The sequence below is a fragment of the Pseudoalteromonas sp. P1-30 genome (genome assembly GCF_001400005.1).
Taxonomy (GTDB): domain Bacteria; phylum Pseudomonadota; class Gammaproteobacteria; order Enterobacterales; family Alteromonadaceae; genus Pseudoalteromonas; species Pseudoalteromonas atlantica.
Genome location: NZ_LKBC01000009.1, coordinates 52,813 through 65,796, shown reverse-complemented (window position 1 = coordinate 65,796; position 12,984 = coordinate 52,813). Strand labels below are relative to the sequence as shown.

The 12,984-nt window shown below is 42.1% G+C and carries 13 protein-coding genes; 8 read left to right on the top strand and 5 right to left on the bottom strand.

Annotated features, from left to right (window positions below):
- The first annotated feature begins 152 nt into the window (after nucleotides 1-152).
- From greB to AN395_RS13770, 4 genes are all read left to right on the top strand, one after another.
- Nucleotides 153-626, top strand: coding sequence for a transcription elongation factor GreB (gene greB / locus AN395_RS13785; protein WP_004588245.1), 474 nt, complete (start codon nucleotides 153-155; stop codon nucleotides 624-626).
- A gap of 133 nt (nucleotides 627-759) precedes the next feature.
- The gene (locus AN395_RS13780; RefSeq protein ID WP_054983336.1) at nucleotides 760-1,071 is read left to right on the top strand and encodes a hypothetical protein; all 312 of its coding nucleotides are present in this window, start codon (nucleotides 760-762) and stop codon (nucleotides 1,069-1,071) included.
- Nucleotides 1,072-1,121: 50 nt separating this feature from the next.
- The gene (locus AN395_RS13775) at nucleotides 1,122-1,703 is read left to right on the top strand and encodes a CBS domain-containing protein (protein WP_004588243.1); all 582 of its coding nucleotides are present in this window, start codon (nucleotides 1,122-1,124) and stop codon (nucleotides 1,701-1,703) included.
- A gap of 211 nt (nucleotides 1,704-1,914) precedes the next feature.
- Entirely contained in the window at nucleotides 1,915-4,236 is a 2,322-nt protein-coding gene (locus tag AN395_RS13770; protein WP_054983335.1) for a Tex family protein, read from the top strand.
- An 83-nt stretch (nucleotides 4,237-4,319) separates the two neighbouring features.
- On the opposite strand, the gene AN395_RS13765 is transcribed toward AN395_RS13770, so the two are convergent.
- From AN395_RS13765 to bioH, 3 genes are all read right to left on the bottom strand, one after another.
- Nucleotides 4,320-5,180, bottom strand: coding sequence for a putative metalloprotease CJM1_0395 family protein (locus tag AN395_RS13765; RefSeq protein WP_054983334.1), 861 nt, complete (start codon nucleotides 5,178-5,180; stop codon nucleotides 4,320-4,322).
- 5 nt (nucleotides 5,181-5,185) lie between these two features.
- A complete protein-coding gene (locus tag AN395_RS13760; protein WP_054983333.1) occupies nucleotides 5,186-5,494 on the bottom strand; it encodes a hypothetical protein in 309 nt (102 codons plus the stop codon).
- Between the two features lie 89 nt (nucleotides 5,495-5,583).
- Nucleotides 5,584-6,321 carry a pimeloyl-ACP methyl ester esterase BioH gene (gene bioH, locus AN395_RS13755; protein WP_054983332.1) on the bottom strand — a complete coding sequence of 246 codons (738 nt, stop codon included), beginning with the start codon at nucleotides 6,319-6,321 and terminating at the stop codon, nucleotides 5,584-5,586.
- Nucleotides 6,322-6,394: 73 nt separating this feature from the next.
- Between bioH and AN395_RS13750 the strand changes: the two genes are divergently transcribed.
- Nucleotides 6,395-7,072 carry a ComF family protein gene (locus AN395_RS13750; RefSeq protein WP_054983331.1) on the top strand — a complete coding sequence of 226 codons (678 nt, stop codon included), beginning with the start codon at nucleotides 6,395-6,397 and terminating at the stop codon, nucleotides 7,070-7,072.
- Nucleotides 7,073-7,080: 8 nt separating this feature from the next.
- Here the strand turns inward: AN395_RS13750 and AN395_RS13745 are convergent, their stop codons facing one another.
- On the bottom strand, nucleotides 7,081-9,636 hold the full coding sequence (locus AN395_RS13745) for a M14 metallopeptidase family protein (protein WP_200910451.1): 2,556 nt from the start codon (nucleotides 9,634-9,636) through the stop codon (nucleotides 7,081-7,083).
- Between the two features lie 146 nt (nucleotides 9,637-9,782).
- Here AN395_RS13745 and nfuA point away from each other — a divergent pair, with 146 nt between their 5' ends.
- Nucleotides 9,783-10,358: a Fe-S biogenesis protein NfuA gene (gene nfuA / locus AN395_RS13740; protein ID WP_054983330.1), complete on the top strand. Its 576-nt coding sequence runs from the start codon at nucleotides 9,783-9,785 to the stop codon at nucleotides 10,356-10,358.
- A gap of 6 nt (nucleotides 10,359-10,364) precedes the next feature.
- Nucleotides 10,365-10,634, top strand: coding sequence for a hypothetical protein (locus tag AN395_RS13735; RefSeq protein WP_029774191.1), 270 nt, complete (start codon nucleotides 10,365-10,367; stop codon nucleotides 10,632-10,634).
- A gap of 9 nt (nucleotides 10,635-10,643) precedes the next feature.
- Here the strand turns inward: AN395_RS13735 and AN395_RS13730 are convergent, their stop codons facing one another.
- Nucleotides 10,644-11,915: an MATE family efflux transporter gene (locus AN395_RS13730; RefSeq protein WP_054983329.1), complete on the bottom strand. Its 1,272-nt coding sequence runs from the start codon at nucleotides 11,913-11,915 to the stop codon at nucleotides 10,644-10,646.
- 42 nt (nucleotides 11,916-11,957) lie between these two features.
- Between AN395_RS13730 and AN395_RS13725 the strand changes: the two genes are divergently transcribed.
- A complete protein-coding gene (locus AN395_RS13725) occupies nucleotides 11,958-12,983 on the top strand; it encodes a polysaccharide deacetylase family protein (RefSeq protein ID WP_054983357.1) in 1,026 nt (341 codons plus the stop codon).
- Nucleotide 12,984 lies beyond the last annotated feature (1 nt).

Below are 12,984 nucleotides of genomic sequence, written 5' to 3'. Positions count from 1 at the left end.
TAACCACACTTCATAGGCTCTGCCTTGCCTAAAAACCAAACATACTGCTGCAAATTCGACCATCAAAGAACAACACGCCCTAAAGTTTACACTCGACAAATTTTAGCAATTTTAATAACGTGCACAGCATTAGAGTTAATGAATAAAAGCCCATGAAAACAAATTTAATAACCCGCGAAGGTTACTTACAATTACAGCAAGAGCACGACCATTTATGGAACGTTAAACGCCCTGAAGTCACTAAAATAGTGAGTTGGGCGGCAAGCCTTGGCGATCGCTCAGAAAATGCAGACTATCAATATAATAAACGCTTACTGCGCCAAATTGATCGTCGTGTTCGGTATTTGCGCAAACGCCTACCCGATTTAAAAGTTATTGATTACTCGCCGCAGCAAGACGGTAAAGTATTTTTTGGCGCATGGGTAGAAATAGAAAACGAGCAAGGCGAGGTTAAAAAATTTAGAATTGTAGGGCCTGATGAAATATACGACCGTAAAGACTACATATCAATTGACTCACCTATGGCGCGCGCCCTGATAAAAAAACAAGTAGACGATGATTTTGAGGTACCTACACCGCAAGGTAAAAAAGAATGGTATGTAAATAGTATTGAATATCAAAAATAGTCCCCCCATAACATTATTAATAAATAACTACTTTGATTCAGATCAGGTAAATTTTTTATTGTGTAATATATCTCATTAGGATATATATTGGTTTAGCAGGTTTATCTTTAACCTGATTTTTAAGGTAGTGGCTATGTCAAACTTAGTACAGCGCATATGTAGTAATGCCGTATTGTTTGCACTTTTAATGAGTGTGAGTTTGACTCTGCATGCCAATACCACCGAAGTAAGTATAGATAACGCCAGTGTATCTAATCATTTTATCGCTTGTGAATTTCCTGACCAAGCAACCCCCGACATTGACTTAGATTCTCATGTTAATGCATTTGCTATTAGGTTGTTTCAACCGCTACCTAATGCTGTTTCATCTTTTTACCAAAGTACAAACCTAAACCGTCCTTTTAGTACGGCATATCAACGTGGTCCACCTAGCTATTTAATTTAATTCACAATTTTACTTTTTGATTAAATTTTATAACTAATAAGGTGACTACTATGTCTAACTTTAAAGAATTACGTACCCAAAATATTTCTCATGGCGTTATTGCAAGCACGTTTGAAGATCAACAAGCCACTATTGATTTAACATCTCCGGCTTTAACCGTAATCAATAACTTTACCCAAAAAACGCCAATTCGCGCTCAATACGACACTCCTATTAGCGAGGCGCTTAAACAAGTACTAGCAGAGCATTCTGACTATGTATTGGTGACTGATGATGCGCAAAAATTAATTGGTATTGTTTCAAGTGCCGACCTACAAAGTGCTAAAATTACGGCCATTGCACAGCGTTTAAATACCAGCCGCAATGAAGTGAGCTTACGCTACATTATGACACCTATTAGCCAACTTAATGGCGTAAGTATGCAAAGCCTAAGCTATGCAAGTATTGGCGATGCACTACAAACAATGGAGCATCAAGGCAGCATGTTTTTATTAGCAACAACCACTAATAACGAAATATGCGGGTTAATTTCGGCGCGTCAAATAGCTAAAACGTTACACATTCCAGTGCATATTACCCCTATTGCTCACACGTTTAGTGATGTTTTAGAAAGCGTAGAGCACCCTCACTAAAGCGCGCTTTTACGCTTTGTAAGCTCAGCCAAGCCAACCATCTTAAAGCAAGCAAAATTGCTTGCTTTAAGAGCTTTTTATTACAACCTGCTGTGATATTATTCAACTAATAAATACCTACCAAACTCATTAAATAGCAACTTTAATAAGCTGGGTATAACAGTACCAGAGGGATTTTCTGGTTTTATTTTTTGTATTAAAAGGTTTATGCATGAGCGATATCTCTGCACGTTTAGCCACTGAGCTAAATGCACAACAGCAACAAGTTGTTGCTGCTACAAAATTACTTGATGAAGGCGCAACGGTTCCTTTTATTGCGCGTTACCGTAAAGAAATTACCGGTGGATTAGACGACACGCAATTACGCCTTTTAGAGCAACGTTTGTCGTACTTGCGAGAGCTGGAAGAGCGCCGCAGCTTTATTTTATCAACCATCGAATCACAAAATAAATTAACGCCAGCACTTAGTGCCGATATAACCAGCGCACAAAGTAAAACTGAGCTTGAAGATTTATACCTTCCTTATAAAGCTAAACGTCGTACCAAAGGGCAAATAGCCATTGAAGCAGGCCTTGAGCCACTTGCCGATGCGCTATTTAACGACGCAAACTTAGAGCCAGAGCAACAAGCGCAGCAGTTTATAAATGCCGACAAAGGCATTGCTGATACCAAAGCAGCCCTGGATGGCGCTAAATTTATTTTAATGGAACGCTTTGCAGAAGATGCCAAGTTATTAGCTAAATTTAGAAGCCACATTAGCCAACACGGCGCTATACAAAGCACTCTTATTGACGGTCAAGAGCAAGCCGGTAGTAAATACCGCGACTACTTTGACCATCAAGAACCTCTTAAAAAGGTCCCTTCTCACCGCGCACTTGCTATGTTGCGCGCGCGTAACGAAGGTATTTTGCAGCTGAGTATTAACCCAGAGCCAAGCAGCGAAAATGCAGCCCAGCTATGCGCGCAAATGATTGCTGATCACTACCGCTTAGATGTGAAATATAAAGCAGCTAGCGCATGGCTATTAAGTGTTGTGCAGTGGGCATGGAAAATAAAGCTTGGCCTACACCTAGAAAATGAATTTTTAGCAGCCATGCGAGAAAAAGCCGAAACCGGCGCTATAGATGTATTTGCTAAAAACTTAAAAGACTTACTTATGGCCGCCCCTGCTGGGCCGCGTACCACGCTTGGTCTAGATCCTGGTTTGCGAACTGGCTGTAAGATTGCCGTAGTCGATGGCACAGGTAAATTGCTTACAACCCAAACTATTTTCCCTCACGCACCACAAAATCACTGGGAAAAATCGTTACGTACATTAGAGCAACTATGTCGCCAGCATAAAGTAGAACTTATTGCGATTGGTAACGGAACCGCATCACGCGAGTCTGACAAGCTAGTAGGCGAACTTATTAAGGCCAATGCTGAGCTTAAATTAAACAAAATTATGGTAAGCGAAGCCGGCGCGTCTGTTTACTCTGCGTCTGAATTTGCAGCGAATGAATTTCCTAACTTAGATGTGTCTTTACGTGGCGCGGTATCTATTGCGCGTCGCCTGCAGGACCCACTTGCCGAGCTTGTTAAAATTGAGCCAAAATCAATTGGTGTAGGCCAATACCAACACGATGTCTCGCAAAGCCAATTAGGCCAAACACTAACCGCAGTGGTAGAAGACTGTGTAAACTCTGTGGGTGTTGATTTAAATATGGCCTCGGTGCCGCTTCTTACTCGCGTATCGGGATTAAATAAAACCTTAGCGCAAAATATAGTAAATTACCGCGACACTAACGGCACGTTTACTAAGCGTAGCGAACTTAAAAAAGTTGAGCGTTTAGGACCAAAGGCGTTTGAACAAGCAGCAGGCTTTTTGCGTATTAATCAGGGTAAAGACCCACTTGATAACTCATCAGTTCACCCTGAGGCTTATCCTGTTGTTAAACTTATTTGTGAGCGTAACAACCTTGATGTAAATAGCTTAATAGGCAATAGCGAGTTTTTAAATAAGCTGGTTGCTAATGACTACACCGACGAGAAGTTTGGTTTACCTACCGTTACCGACATCATTAAAGAGCTAGATAAGCCTGGGCGTGATCCTCGTCCTGAGTTTAAAACTGCTGAATTTAAAGCCGGTGTAGAAAAAATCACAGACCTAAAACCCGGTATGATTTTAGAAGGTGTGGTTTCTAACGTTGCTAACTTTGGTGCGTTTGTTGATGTAGGTGTTCACCAAGATGGCCTAGTGCATATTTCGGCAATTACTAATAAGTTTATCTCTGATCCGCGCGAAGTAGTAAAAGCCGGTGACATTGTAAAAGTAAAAGTGGTTGAGGTAGATGCCCCACGTAAACGCATTAGCTTTACTATGCGCTTAGATGATGAAATAGACACAAGCAATAAACCCGCTGCCGCGCCACAAAAGCAACGCAGTAATCAGGGCCAGCAACCGCGTGCAGCAAAACCAAAGCGCGATAACGGTAACGCCATGATGGGTAATGCCTTTGCCGATGCATTTGCTAATGCAAAGGTAAAAAAATAATACCCTTTTGCTTCATTAAGTGATGACTCCTTAAACTAAAAAGCCGCTCAGTGAGCGGCTTTTTTAATTATGCTTAGCTGGTGTTAACCAAACGCAGAAAAACCACTCTCGTTTTGGGGTGAGCTAGTCATTTGATAAAAATTAGCTATACGGCCAGCTCGTGCGTCTACTTCTGGGTCGCGTGATTGCTCGGTATTAGTATCGCTTTGAGACTCAGCGGTGCTGGTTTCGTTTATTGACAACGCACTTTGTGGCTCTTGTGCTTGCGCTTCATCGTCAGCAGGGGCTGATAATTCAGCTTGCGCTGCGGCCATTTTTTGGGTTGCATCAGCGGCAATGGCTCTATCGGCACTAGAAGGTTCAGCAGGGGCAAGTGCGGCTGCTCGTACCGTTTGCATTTTATCTATAGTGGCTTGCGGATCGCCGGGGATTTCAGATACATCAATTTGTACCTCACCGCCAACAGCGTAATTAGTGCCATCTGGTCCACGTTGGTATTCATAACTTGGTGAGCCTGCATACTGCCCACCCACCGATGCATGAGCTTGTTCGTGCACACGCACTTCAGTATCGCGCGCTTTAAGCTCTTCGATTTGCTGTTGTTCTAATTCTAGCTGTTGCTGATCTTGCTCTTCTTCGGGGGTGTCTTCGCTTGCTTGTTGGTTTTGTTGCTGTTCGCTATCTGAATCTTCGCTGCCTTGCTGGCGCTGCTCAACAGCTTGCTCATCACTGAGTTTACCGGTTGCATCATAGGTGGCGGCTTCTGCACTGCTTGGCAGTTTTGCTTTATCAGCATCGCTTTGTGCTTTGGTTTCGGTATTACTGGCGCTATTGGGTGCAGGGGCAGGAATAACTTCGCGCAGTTGGTTGTCACGCCGAGCGGTTTCCGTATAAACATTGGCAGTGTTTATATTGATAGACGGAAATGGCGTGACAATATTCATAACGTTTAAACTTTAATATCGATTAGCGTACCAAGCACTTCATCTGCTGTTTGAATAGATTGCGTGTTTACCTTGGCATTAAACTCTTCAACTTTTAAATTAACAAGCGCTTCGTCAACCCGAGCTGGTTGTGCAACAGGCGCTGTTACAGCCTCTTCAGGTCGCGCAGCTGTTAACTGGCGCTGTTGGGCTAGTTGCGTATCGTCTTGCTCTTCAATGGTGGCACGGTTTATCTCTGCGCTTGCTCGTTCTATACCTTGGCTTGCACGATTAAACCCTTCTACACCACTATTAAATACTGAACCAATAGCCATGCTGTACCTCCAAAAAATAAATATTGTTTAATTATCGCTCACTTCATGGGCAAAATAAAGCTTTAAACAGTACCTTTCTTTAGGCTATTTTAAAGCATTGATTTAACGGCAGATAAAAACTCTTTTTTATGAGAAATAAACGGTGCATGGGAGGCTTTATCTAGTACTTCGTATTCAAACTCAGTATTTAGTGCTGCCATTTTATTAATTGCTTTGTAAGGTACCAGCGCATCTAAACGGCCAAATATCGCTTTTACAGGCACTGGGCAATGCGCAAATACATTGCGTAAATCATCATTTTGTAAAATATTTAAGCCCGCACTTAATGCCTCACTTTTAGGCGCGCTGTACTGATTTAGCAAGAGCTTTAGCTGCTTTATATCATCGCGTGCCGACTCGCTACCCATGGCCTGAATAGCTAAAAAGCGCTCTATGGTTTTTTCTCGGTGATTAACTAATTGCTCTTTAAATTGCTCAAGCACGCTGGCTTTTATTCCAGGCCAATCATCTGCCTCGGCAAAAAAAGGGCTTGAGGCAACTAAAATTACTTTTGATACTTTATTTGGCCAATGTTTAGCAATATAAAGTGCAAACAATCCTCCTAGCGACCAGCCCATTAATATAGAGCCAGGGCTAAGTTGCTCGCTTACGATTTCAGCTGCATCGTGTAAATTATAAGGACTTGGGCAGCTATTGCTGTTGCCAAAGCCAGGCAGATCAATACTGCGCACCGAGCCACTGTATAAAAACGTCAACTCTGGCTGCACTAATTGCCATACGCCTTGGTTCATGCCCCAACCATGTAATAAAACTAACTCGCTTTGCATATTTGCCTAACCTTAACCAAACTTAGCCACATCATAACGCTTACATTGACGAAAGCAACGCAAGGAGCAGCCAATGCAACACTCATTTTTTAATTGGTTATTCCCCTCTTATTGCGTGCAGTGTCAGGGAGTTATTAGTGCTCAAGAGGGGTTGTGCGACTATTGCTTAGCGGATTTAAGCGTGTTTGATTTAAATAAGCACAGTAATTTATTGCACCGCCCGGATATTGTAGAAATGTTTCCGCATTGCGAGTTTGATAAGCTCTTTGCCTGTGCTTTTTATCAGCCCCCATTTGAGCATTGGCTTAAACGGCTCAAATTTAATAATCAAATTCACTATAAAAAAGCGCTGCAACAAGTAATTAAACGCCAGCTAACGGTGTTTTTTGAAAATTTAACTACCCAGCCCGACATAGCTATTATTTTACCTTTGCACCGAGGGCGCTTTTTAACGCGCGGGTTTAATCAGGTAAGCCAAGTGTGGCAACCGTGTTTGGCAAAACATATTTGTATAAGTAATGCGCTAATACGCAATAAAGCCACGCAAGCACAGTCACAATTATCTAGAGCTAAGCGGGTTAAAAATGTAAAAAATGCCTTTGTATGTACACAAGATATGAGCGGTAAAACGGTGGTTATTGTAGATGATGTAATGACCACAGGCGCCACGCTTAACGCGGCTACCCGGGTATTAAAGCAAGCGGGCGCTAAACAAGTCTGGGCTTTTGCTACGTGTTTAACGCCACTTTAAAGGGGTAGTTAATCACCTCTTACTCTAAATGTGTGGCCAAAAAATAAAGCATTACTGAGTAATCGGCTTGTGCCGTACCAGTATCCTCTAAATACAGGGTTATCTGTCATCGCAATAACACTGCCACGCCCGTATGAGTGGGCCATCATGGCTGCTGCACCGGCAATTTGCTGCTCATTTACGCCATCGGTAAACCCTGCTAATAGTGGTTTTTGCGGGTAAGTGAGTATGTTTACAAACGGGGCGGATGATTTTTCTAATAACCAGGTACTATTTTTAAATACAGGCAGCGTTTCACGATTAAGCGAAAACGTTAGTGGATGCGTGGTGTCTACATCGGTATTAAAAATAGCGCCGGCTATACGTTGTCGCCCAGCTAAATGATCTTTATCTGCGTAATTTAGCCCTTGAGTATTAAAAGCGCTGGCTACATCTTGCCTAGATAAATAATTAGCCTTGAGTAATTGCTGATCAGCTAAAAATTTAGCGCCGCCTTTGTGGCCCCAAATTACGCCGCCTTTTCTTACCCAGCTTTTAATAGCAACTTTATCACTATCGGCTAAGCCCGAATAATTGCCATTAGCTAGTACAATGTGGCTGTAATTATTTAAATCTAAGCTACCTAAACGCTCCATTTCTACTATGGTCGGAGAAATACCAACAAAGCGGTCAAGGTAATACCATACTTCACCCGCTTCGTATTGGCTTACGCCTTTACCGCCCACAAGCAGTACTTTTGGCTCGTTTAATACCGCCATAGTGCGCGAGCCTAAATCGGCGCCTTTCCCTGTAAGACCAGTGGTAATAGGCTTTATCGCAATACCAGACTGGGTTTGAGCATCGTTTAAAATAGCCACCCAATCAGGGTTTGTTTGCAGCCCTGCGGGGACAATAATGCTGCCAGGTGCAAAGTCTATTTCGGTGGTGCTGCTTTTAGCTGTTAAGGCGCTTAACGCGACACGCGCTTTAATGCCTTGCTTTAGCAAGCTATTTAGCATTTTAGGCGCTAAGTAATCGTCCCAGGCAAAGCCAAATGCATAACTTTGCTTTAACGCAGCAAATGATGGTTTAACTGCTTTTTGCCACGCAGTGCTGGCTACTTCTAAGCCCCAACTACTTTTTACTTGTGCAAACTCTAAATTAAAAGCATGGGCGAGTGTCCAGCCTGACACATCATAAAATGTGTTATCGGCAAAACTTTTTTGCTCACTAAAAATAGCTTTTACTAAACGAAACTGTGGCTGAGCTAACGGCACAAAATAGCTCTGGGTGCTAAAGTTTTTGCCATTGGCTTTTAGCGCTTTTGTAAGTGGATAGGCGTTAATTTGATGCTGCTTTAACAGGTTTAAAAATAGTTTAATCCGGGTGCTATCTTTAGCGCCCTCAACCACATAGCCTTCAAAACTTTCATCATGTGCTAAATCAACTGCTTGGTTATAAAATTTTGCCTGATAGGTTAATAGCGCCTCGCGGTTATCTACCGCTGCTTTAAAGGTTGATAGGCTTGTTAATAACTGATTTTTAATAGTAAAAGGAAACGTAAGCGTACCATTTATGGTTTCTTGTACATGCCCACGCGAGCTGGCTTGCTCAAATAAAATACCTATACCGCCGTTTACATCGGGGTAGGTTGAACCCTTGCCGTAATAAAAGTCGTCAAAGCTTTCTTCGGTAAAATAAAGGGCATTATTTTTATCTAAAGTTTTAGCATGGTAATTGGCTATGGCTTTAGTAAGCGTTACGTTTTCATCTGGGGTAATTGGGTGCTTGCGACTGGCAATGCCAGGTTGAAAAAAGTAGCTGCTGTTTGGGCCCATTTCATGAAAATCGGTAAGAATATTTGGCTTCCATTGATGAAATTTAGCAATGCGTGCACGCGACTCTGGGTGTTGTAGTAATAACCAATCGCGGTTTAAATCAAACCAATAGTGATTTGTACGGCTACTTGGCCAGCTTTCTACGTGTTCACGCGTTTTAGGGTCGCTTGATAAGTTCATCCCCCGATTACTATTAGCCCAATTGGCAAAGCGAGCCAAGCCATCAGGGTTAAGTGATGGGTCGAGCAAAATAACGGTATTATTTAATAGTTTTTCTATTTCTGGGCCTTGCGCTGCAGCAAGGTAATACGCAACCAATAAAGCGGCATTGCTGCCTGATGACTCATTGCCATGCACACTGTATCCCATCCAAACTACAGCAGGCTCATTTTGTGTGTTTTTAGCTTGCTCACTGTTTGTTAAACGGGCTAAGTGCGCTTGGCGAATTTGCTCTAAGTTAGCTAGTTTTTCAGCGCTGCTAATACTTAGCATCACAAGCGGACGTTGCTCGTGTGTGCGCCCTATTACTTCAAAATTTATACGATTACTTTTTTGCGCTAGAATTTCCATGTAACGCACCAGTTGGTCGTGCCTTACATGCCACTCACCTACTTCGTAACCAAGTACGTCTTGTGGGGTGGGTATTGTTTTATCAAACTCTACATCTTGTTCAAAATAATACGAAAGTGGTTTTGCCATACTTGAAAAGCTAAGCATTGCCACCATTATAGTTACTATCCAGCGCATATAAATCACTCTAAAAATGTTTGTTATTTGCACGCTAGCATTGCTTAAAATAGATGCCAACTTTTTACGCTCAACACTAGCCGCAACACGATGAGCGGAGTATGATATGCAGTATCCGAGTAATTTAGTCAAGTATAGACGGTTTTATGATTTCTATTTCCGAAACAGCACAAGCGCATTTTGCTAAACTTTTAGCAGATCAAGCACAACAAACTAATATTCGTGTGTTTGTTGTAAACCCTGGTACATCACAAGCGGAATGTGGTGTTTCTTATTGCCCAGAAGACGCCGTAGAAGACAGCGATATTCGTCTTAACTTTAATGGTTTTGATGCCGTAGTAGATACAGAAAGCGCTCCTTTTTTAGAAGAAGCTGAAATTGATTTTGTTACCGACAAAATGGGCACTCAGTTAACTTTAAAAGCGCCTAATGCAAAGGCACGTAAACTAGGCGATAACGCATCGCTAAATGAGCGTGTTCAACACATGCTAGAAACCGAAGTAAACCCACAGCTAGCTAACCACGGTGGCCAAGTAAGCCTAGTTGAAGTAACCGCTGAAGGTATTGCAGTACTTCAATTTGGTGGTGGTTGTAATGGCTGTTCTATGATCGATGTAACGCTTAAAGAAGGCATCGAGAAAGAAATGATTGTAAAGTTTGATGAAATCACCGGTGTTGCCGACATTACCGAGCACCAAGCGGGCGATCACTCTTATTACTAAGCAATAATGTTAAAGCCGCTTATTTATCGCTTAGGGAGCAACCCTAAGTTGAGTTTAACGCGCTTTTTTCGCGGCTTAGCACTGTTTGTGCTAGCCGTGATATTTATTGCCCTTGGCTACTACACTCACTTTAGTTTACAAATTATAGGTGTGGTTATTTTAATCCCGGCATTATTTTTTGCTGCATGGGGTTATAGCGGTATTTTTGCCAATCGTTTCTCGCAAGTTTTAAAAGATATGGGGCCAAAAGATCACGACCCCGACCTATGGAAATGACACGTTCGCTTAATCTAGCAGCTGATTAGTTGCTTTTAACTGCAAATACTTAATAATTAACGTAACGCCGCGCATAAGCATAAAGCAACTCATAGCCAGCCATAACGCATTATTTTGCCACTCTATAAACACCCAAAACACCCCAAAAAAGCCAACAGCAGCTGAAAGAATCATACTGTTACGCATATTTTTTGCCCGTGTGAGCCCTACAAATACGCCATCAAACAAAAAACAGCTCATTGCTAACATAGGCAATACTATTACCCACGGTAAGTAATTTGTCGCAGCTTCTATCACCTCGGGTACATTGGTTAAAAGCTTAATAATAGCGCTGCCAAACACAGCAAAAAATACGCTGTATAACACGCCAAAAAGCATACCCCAAAACACACTTATTTTTACCCACAATCTAATGTTATTAACGCTTCGCTGACCTTTAGCTTGACCAACTTTGGCTTCGCTTGCATAGGCTATTCCATCAAGTGCAAAGCTTACTAACATTAAAAAATTAAGTAACACGGCATTTGCTGCAAGCGTTGTTTCGCCTATGCGGGCGCCATAAAAGGTCATAAAGCTAAAGCATAATTGCAAAATTAAAGAGCGAATAAATATATCTCTATTTAAACTAAGTAGCTCTGCCATTTTGCTAACACTGAGCCAGTTGGGCACGCTTAGCTCCACGCCTTGCTTTTTAGCGAGCTTAATCACTAGTAGCAACGCAAAAGCCAACGCGCTGTAATCTGCAATTAACGACGCCCACGCAGCTCCCGCTACTGCCCAGTCTAAATACACCACAAAATATATATCGAGCACTATGTTGGTAATATTGGTCACTAACAGCAAGTAAAATGGCCCTCGCCCATAATGTACGCCAAGCATCCAGCCAAGCAGCACTAAATTACAAAGTGCGGCAGGGGCACTAAATATACGAATACTAAAATACTGATATGCTTGAGCAAGAACCTCACTATTTGCGCCTGATAAAAATGCAATGGCTTGTTTTATCAAGGGCGATAAGGCAATAAGCGCTAACGCCACACACACGGCAAGCAATAAGCTGCGTTTTAAAAGCGCTGCCAACTGTGTTAAGTTATTTTGCCCGTATGCTTGGGCCACTAACCCTGTGGTGCTCATACGTAAAAAACCGGCGAGCCAAAATAAAATAGAAATAACAGCTGAGCCAAGTGCGATGCCCGCTAAGTAATGTGCGCTACCTAAGTGGCCAATAACAGCGGTATCAACAATTCCTAACAGTGGGACAGTAATATTTGATAATATCATTGGACCCGCTAGCAACAGCAAGCTTTTATGGTGTGCCTTATTATGTTTAAGAAATTGTTTCATTTAGTTTTAATTACTCTCATTTGTTTATCAGTACGTGCTCATGCGGCGGTTATTTTACAGTATCACCATGTAAGCGAAACCCTTCCCGCTGTGACCAGTGTAAGCGCAAATACGTTTACCAAGCATTTGAGCTACTTAAAAGAGCATAATTTTAATGTTATTGCACTAAATGAGCTAATAAGCGCTATACAACAAGGCAAAACATTACCTGAGAAAACAGTCGCTATCACCTTTGACGATGGTTACAACAATAACTACGAACAAGCTGCGCCTATTTTAGAAAAATTTGGTTACCCCTATACTATTTTTGTAAACCCTACCCTTATTGATGAAGGCAAAGGCTACGTAATGGGGTGGGATAAATTAAAAGAGCTCGCAGGCAAAGGGGCGTTAATTGCCAATCACACTGCCCAGCATGACTACCTGCATATTAAGCTAAAAGATGAGAGCGATGCACAGTGGCAAGCACGTATAAAACAAGATATTTTGCATTCTCAACAGCGTATTAAAGAAGAAATAGGCCACGACTATAAATACCTAGCGTACCCGTATGGTGAGTTTAATAACAAACTACAAACGCTTGTAGAAGAGCTTGGCTTTATTGGCATTGGTCAGCACTCAGGCGCTGTAAATAAAAACGCTAACTTTACCCGCTTACCGCGTTTTCCAGCCTCTGGCTTTTACAGTAAATTAGATACGTTAATTACAAAATTAAACTCTCGGGCGTTTAGTATTAAAACCCTAGATTACCAAGACAGTGTAACCTCACAAAACCCACCAACGCTCAGCATTGAGTTTGAAATGGGTGATTTTCATAAAAGTCAGTTTGCGTGTTATGTATCAAGTGTTGGGCAGGCTAAGTTAACTTGGGTAAGCGACACAACTGTAAAAATTGACTCGCCAAAGGCGCTAAATAAAGGCCGTTCACGCTTTAATTGTACCGCCCCTTCTATTGAGCACCCTGGTAGTTACTATTGGTTTTCGCAGCCGTGGGTTATTCAGTAGC

Excerpts from the sequence above, each read along its gene's own strand:
- greB (WP_004588245.1), top strand. The coding sequence starts at position 153 with ATGAAAACAAATTTAATAACCCGCGAAGGTTACTTACAATTACAGCAA.
- AN395_RS13780 (WP_054983336.1), top strand. The coding sequence starts at position 760 with ATGTCAAACTTAGTACAGCGCATATGTAGTAATGCCGTATTGTTTGCA.
- AN395_RS13775 (WP_004588243.1), top strand. The coding sequence starts at position 1,122 with ATGTCTAACTTTAAAGAATTACGTACCCAAAATATTTCTCATGGCGTT.
- AN395_RS13770 (WP_054983335.1), top strand. The coding sequence starts at position 1,915 with ATGAGCGATATCTCTGCACGTTTAGCCACTGAGCTAAATGCACAACAG.
- AN395_RS13765 (WP_054983334.1), bottom strand. The coding sequence starts at position 5,180 with ATGAATATTGTCACGCCATTTCCGTCTATCAATATAAACACTGCCAAT.
- AN395_RS13760 (WP_054983333.1), bottom strand. The coding sequence starts at position 5,494 with ATGGCTATTGGTTCAGTATTTAATAGTGGTGTAGAAGGGTTTAATCGT.
- bioH (WP_054983332.1), bottom strand. The coding sequence starts at position 6,321 with ATGCAAAGCGAGTTAGTTTTATTACATGGTTGGGGCATGAACCAAGGC.
- AN395_RS13750 (WP_054983331.1), top strand. The coding sequence starts at position 6,395 with ATGCAACACTCATTTTTTAATTGGTTATTCCCCTCTTATTGCGTGCAG.
- AN395_RS13745 (WP_200910451.1), bottom strand. The coding sequence starts at position 9,636 with ATGCGCTGGATAGTAACTATAATGGTGGCAATGCTTAGCTTTTCAAGT.
- nfuA (WP_054983330.1), top strand. The coding sequence starts at position 9,783 with ATGATTTCTATTTCCGAAACAGCACAAGCGCATTTTGCTAAACTTTTA.
- AN395_RS13735 (WP_029774191.1), top strand. The coding sequence starts at position 10,365 with ATGTTAAAGCCGCTTATTTATCGCTTAGGGAGCAACCCTAAGTTGAGT.
- AN395_RS13730 (WP_054983329.1), bottom strand. The coding sequence starts at position 11,915 with ATGATATTATCAAATATTACTGTCCCACTGTTAGGAATTGTTGATACC.
- AN395_RS13725 (WP_054983357.1), top strand. The coding sequence starts at position 11,958 with ATGTTTAAGAAATTGTTTCATTTAGTTTTAATTACTCTCATTTGTTTA.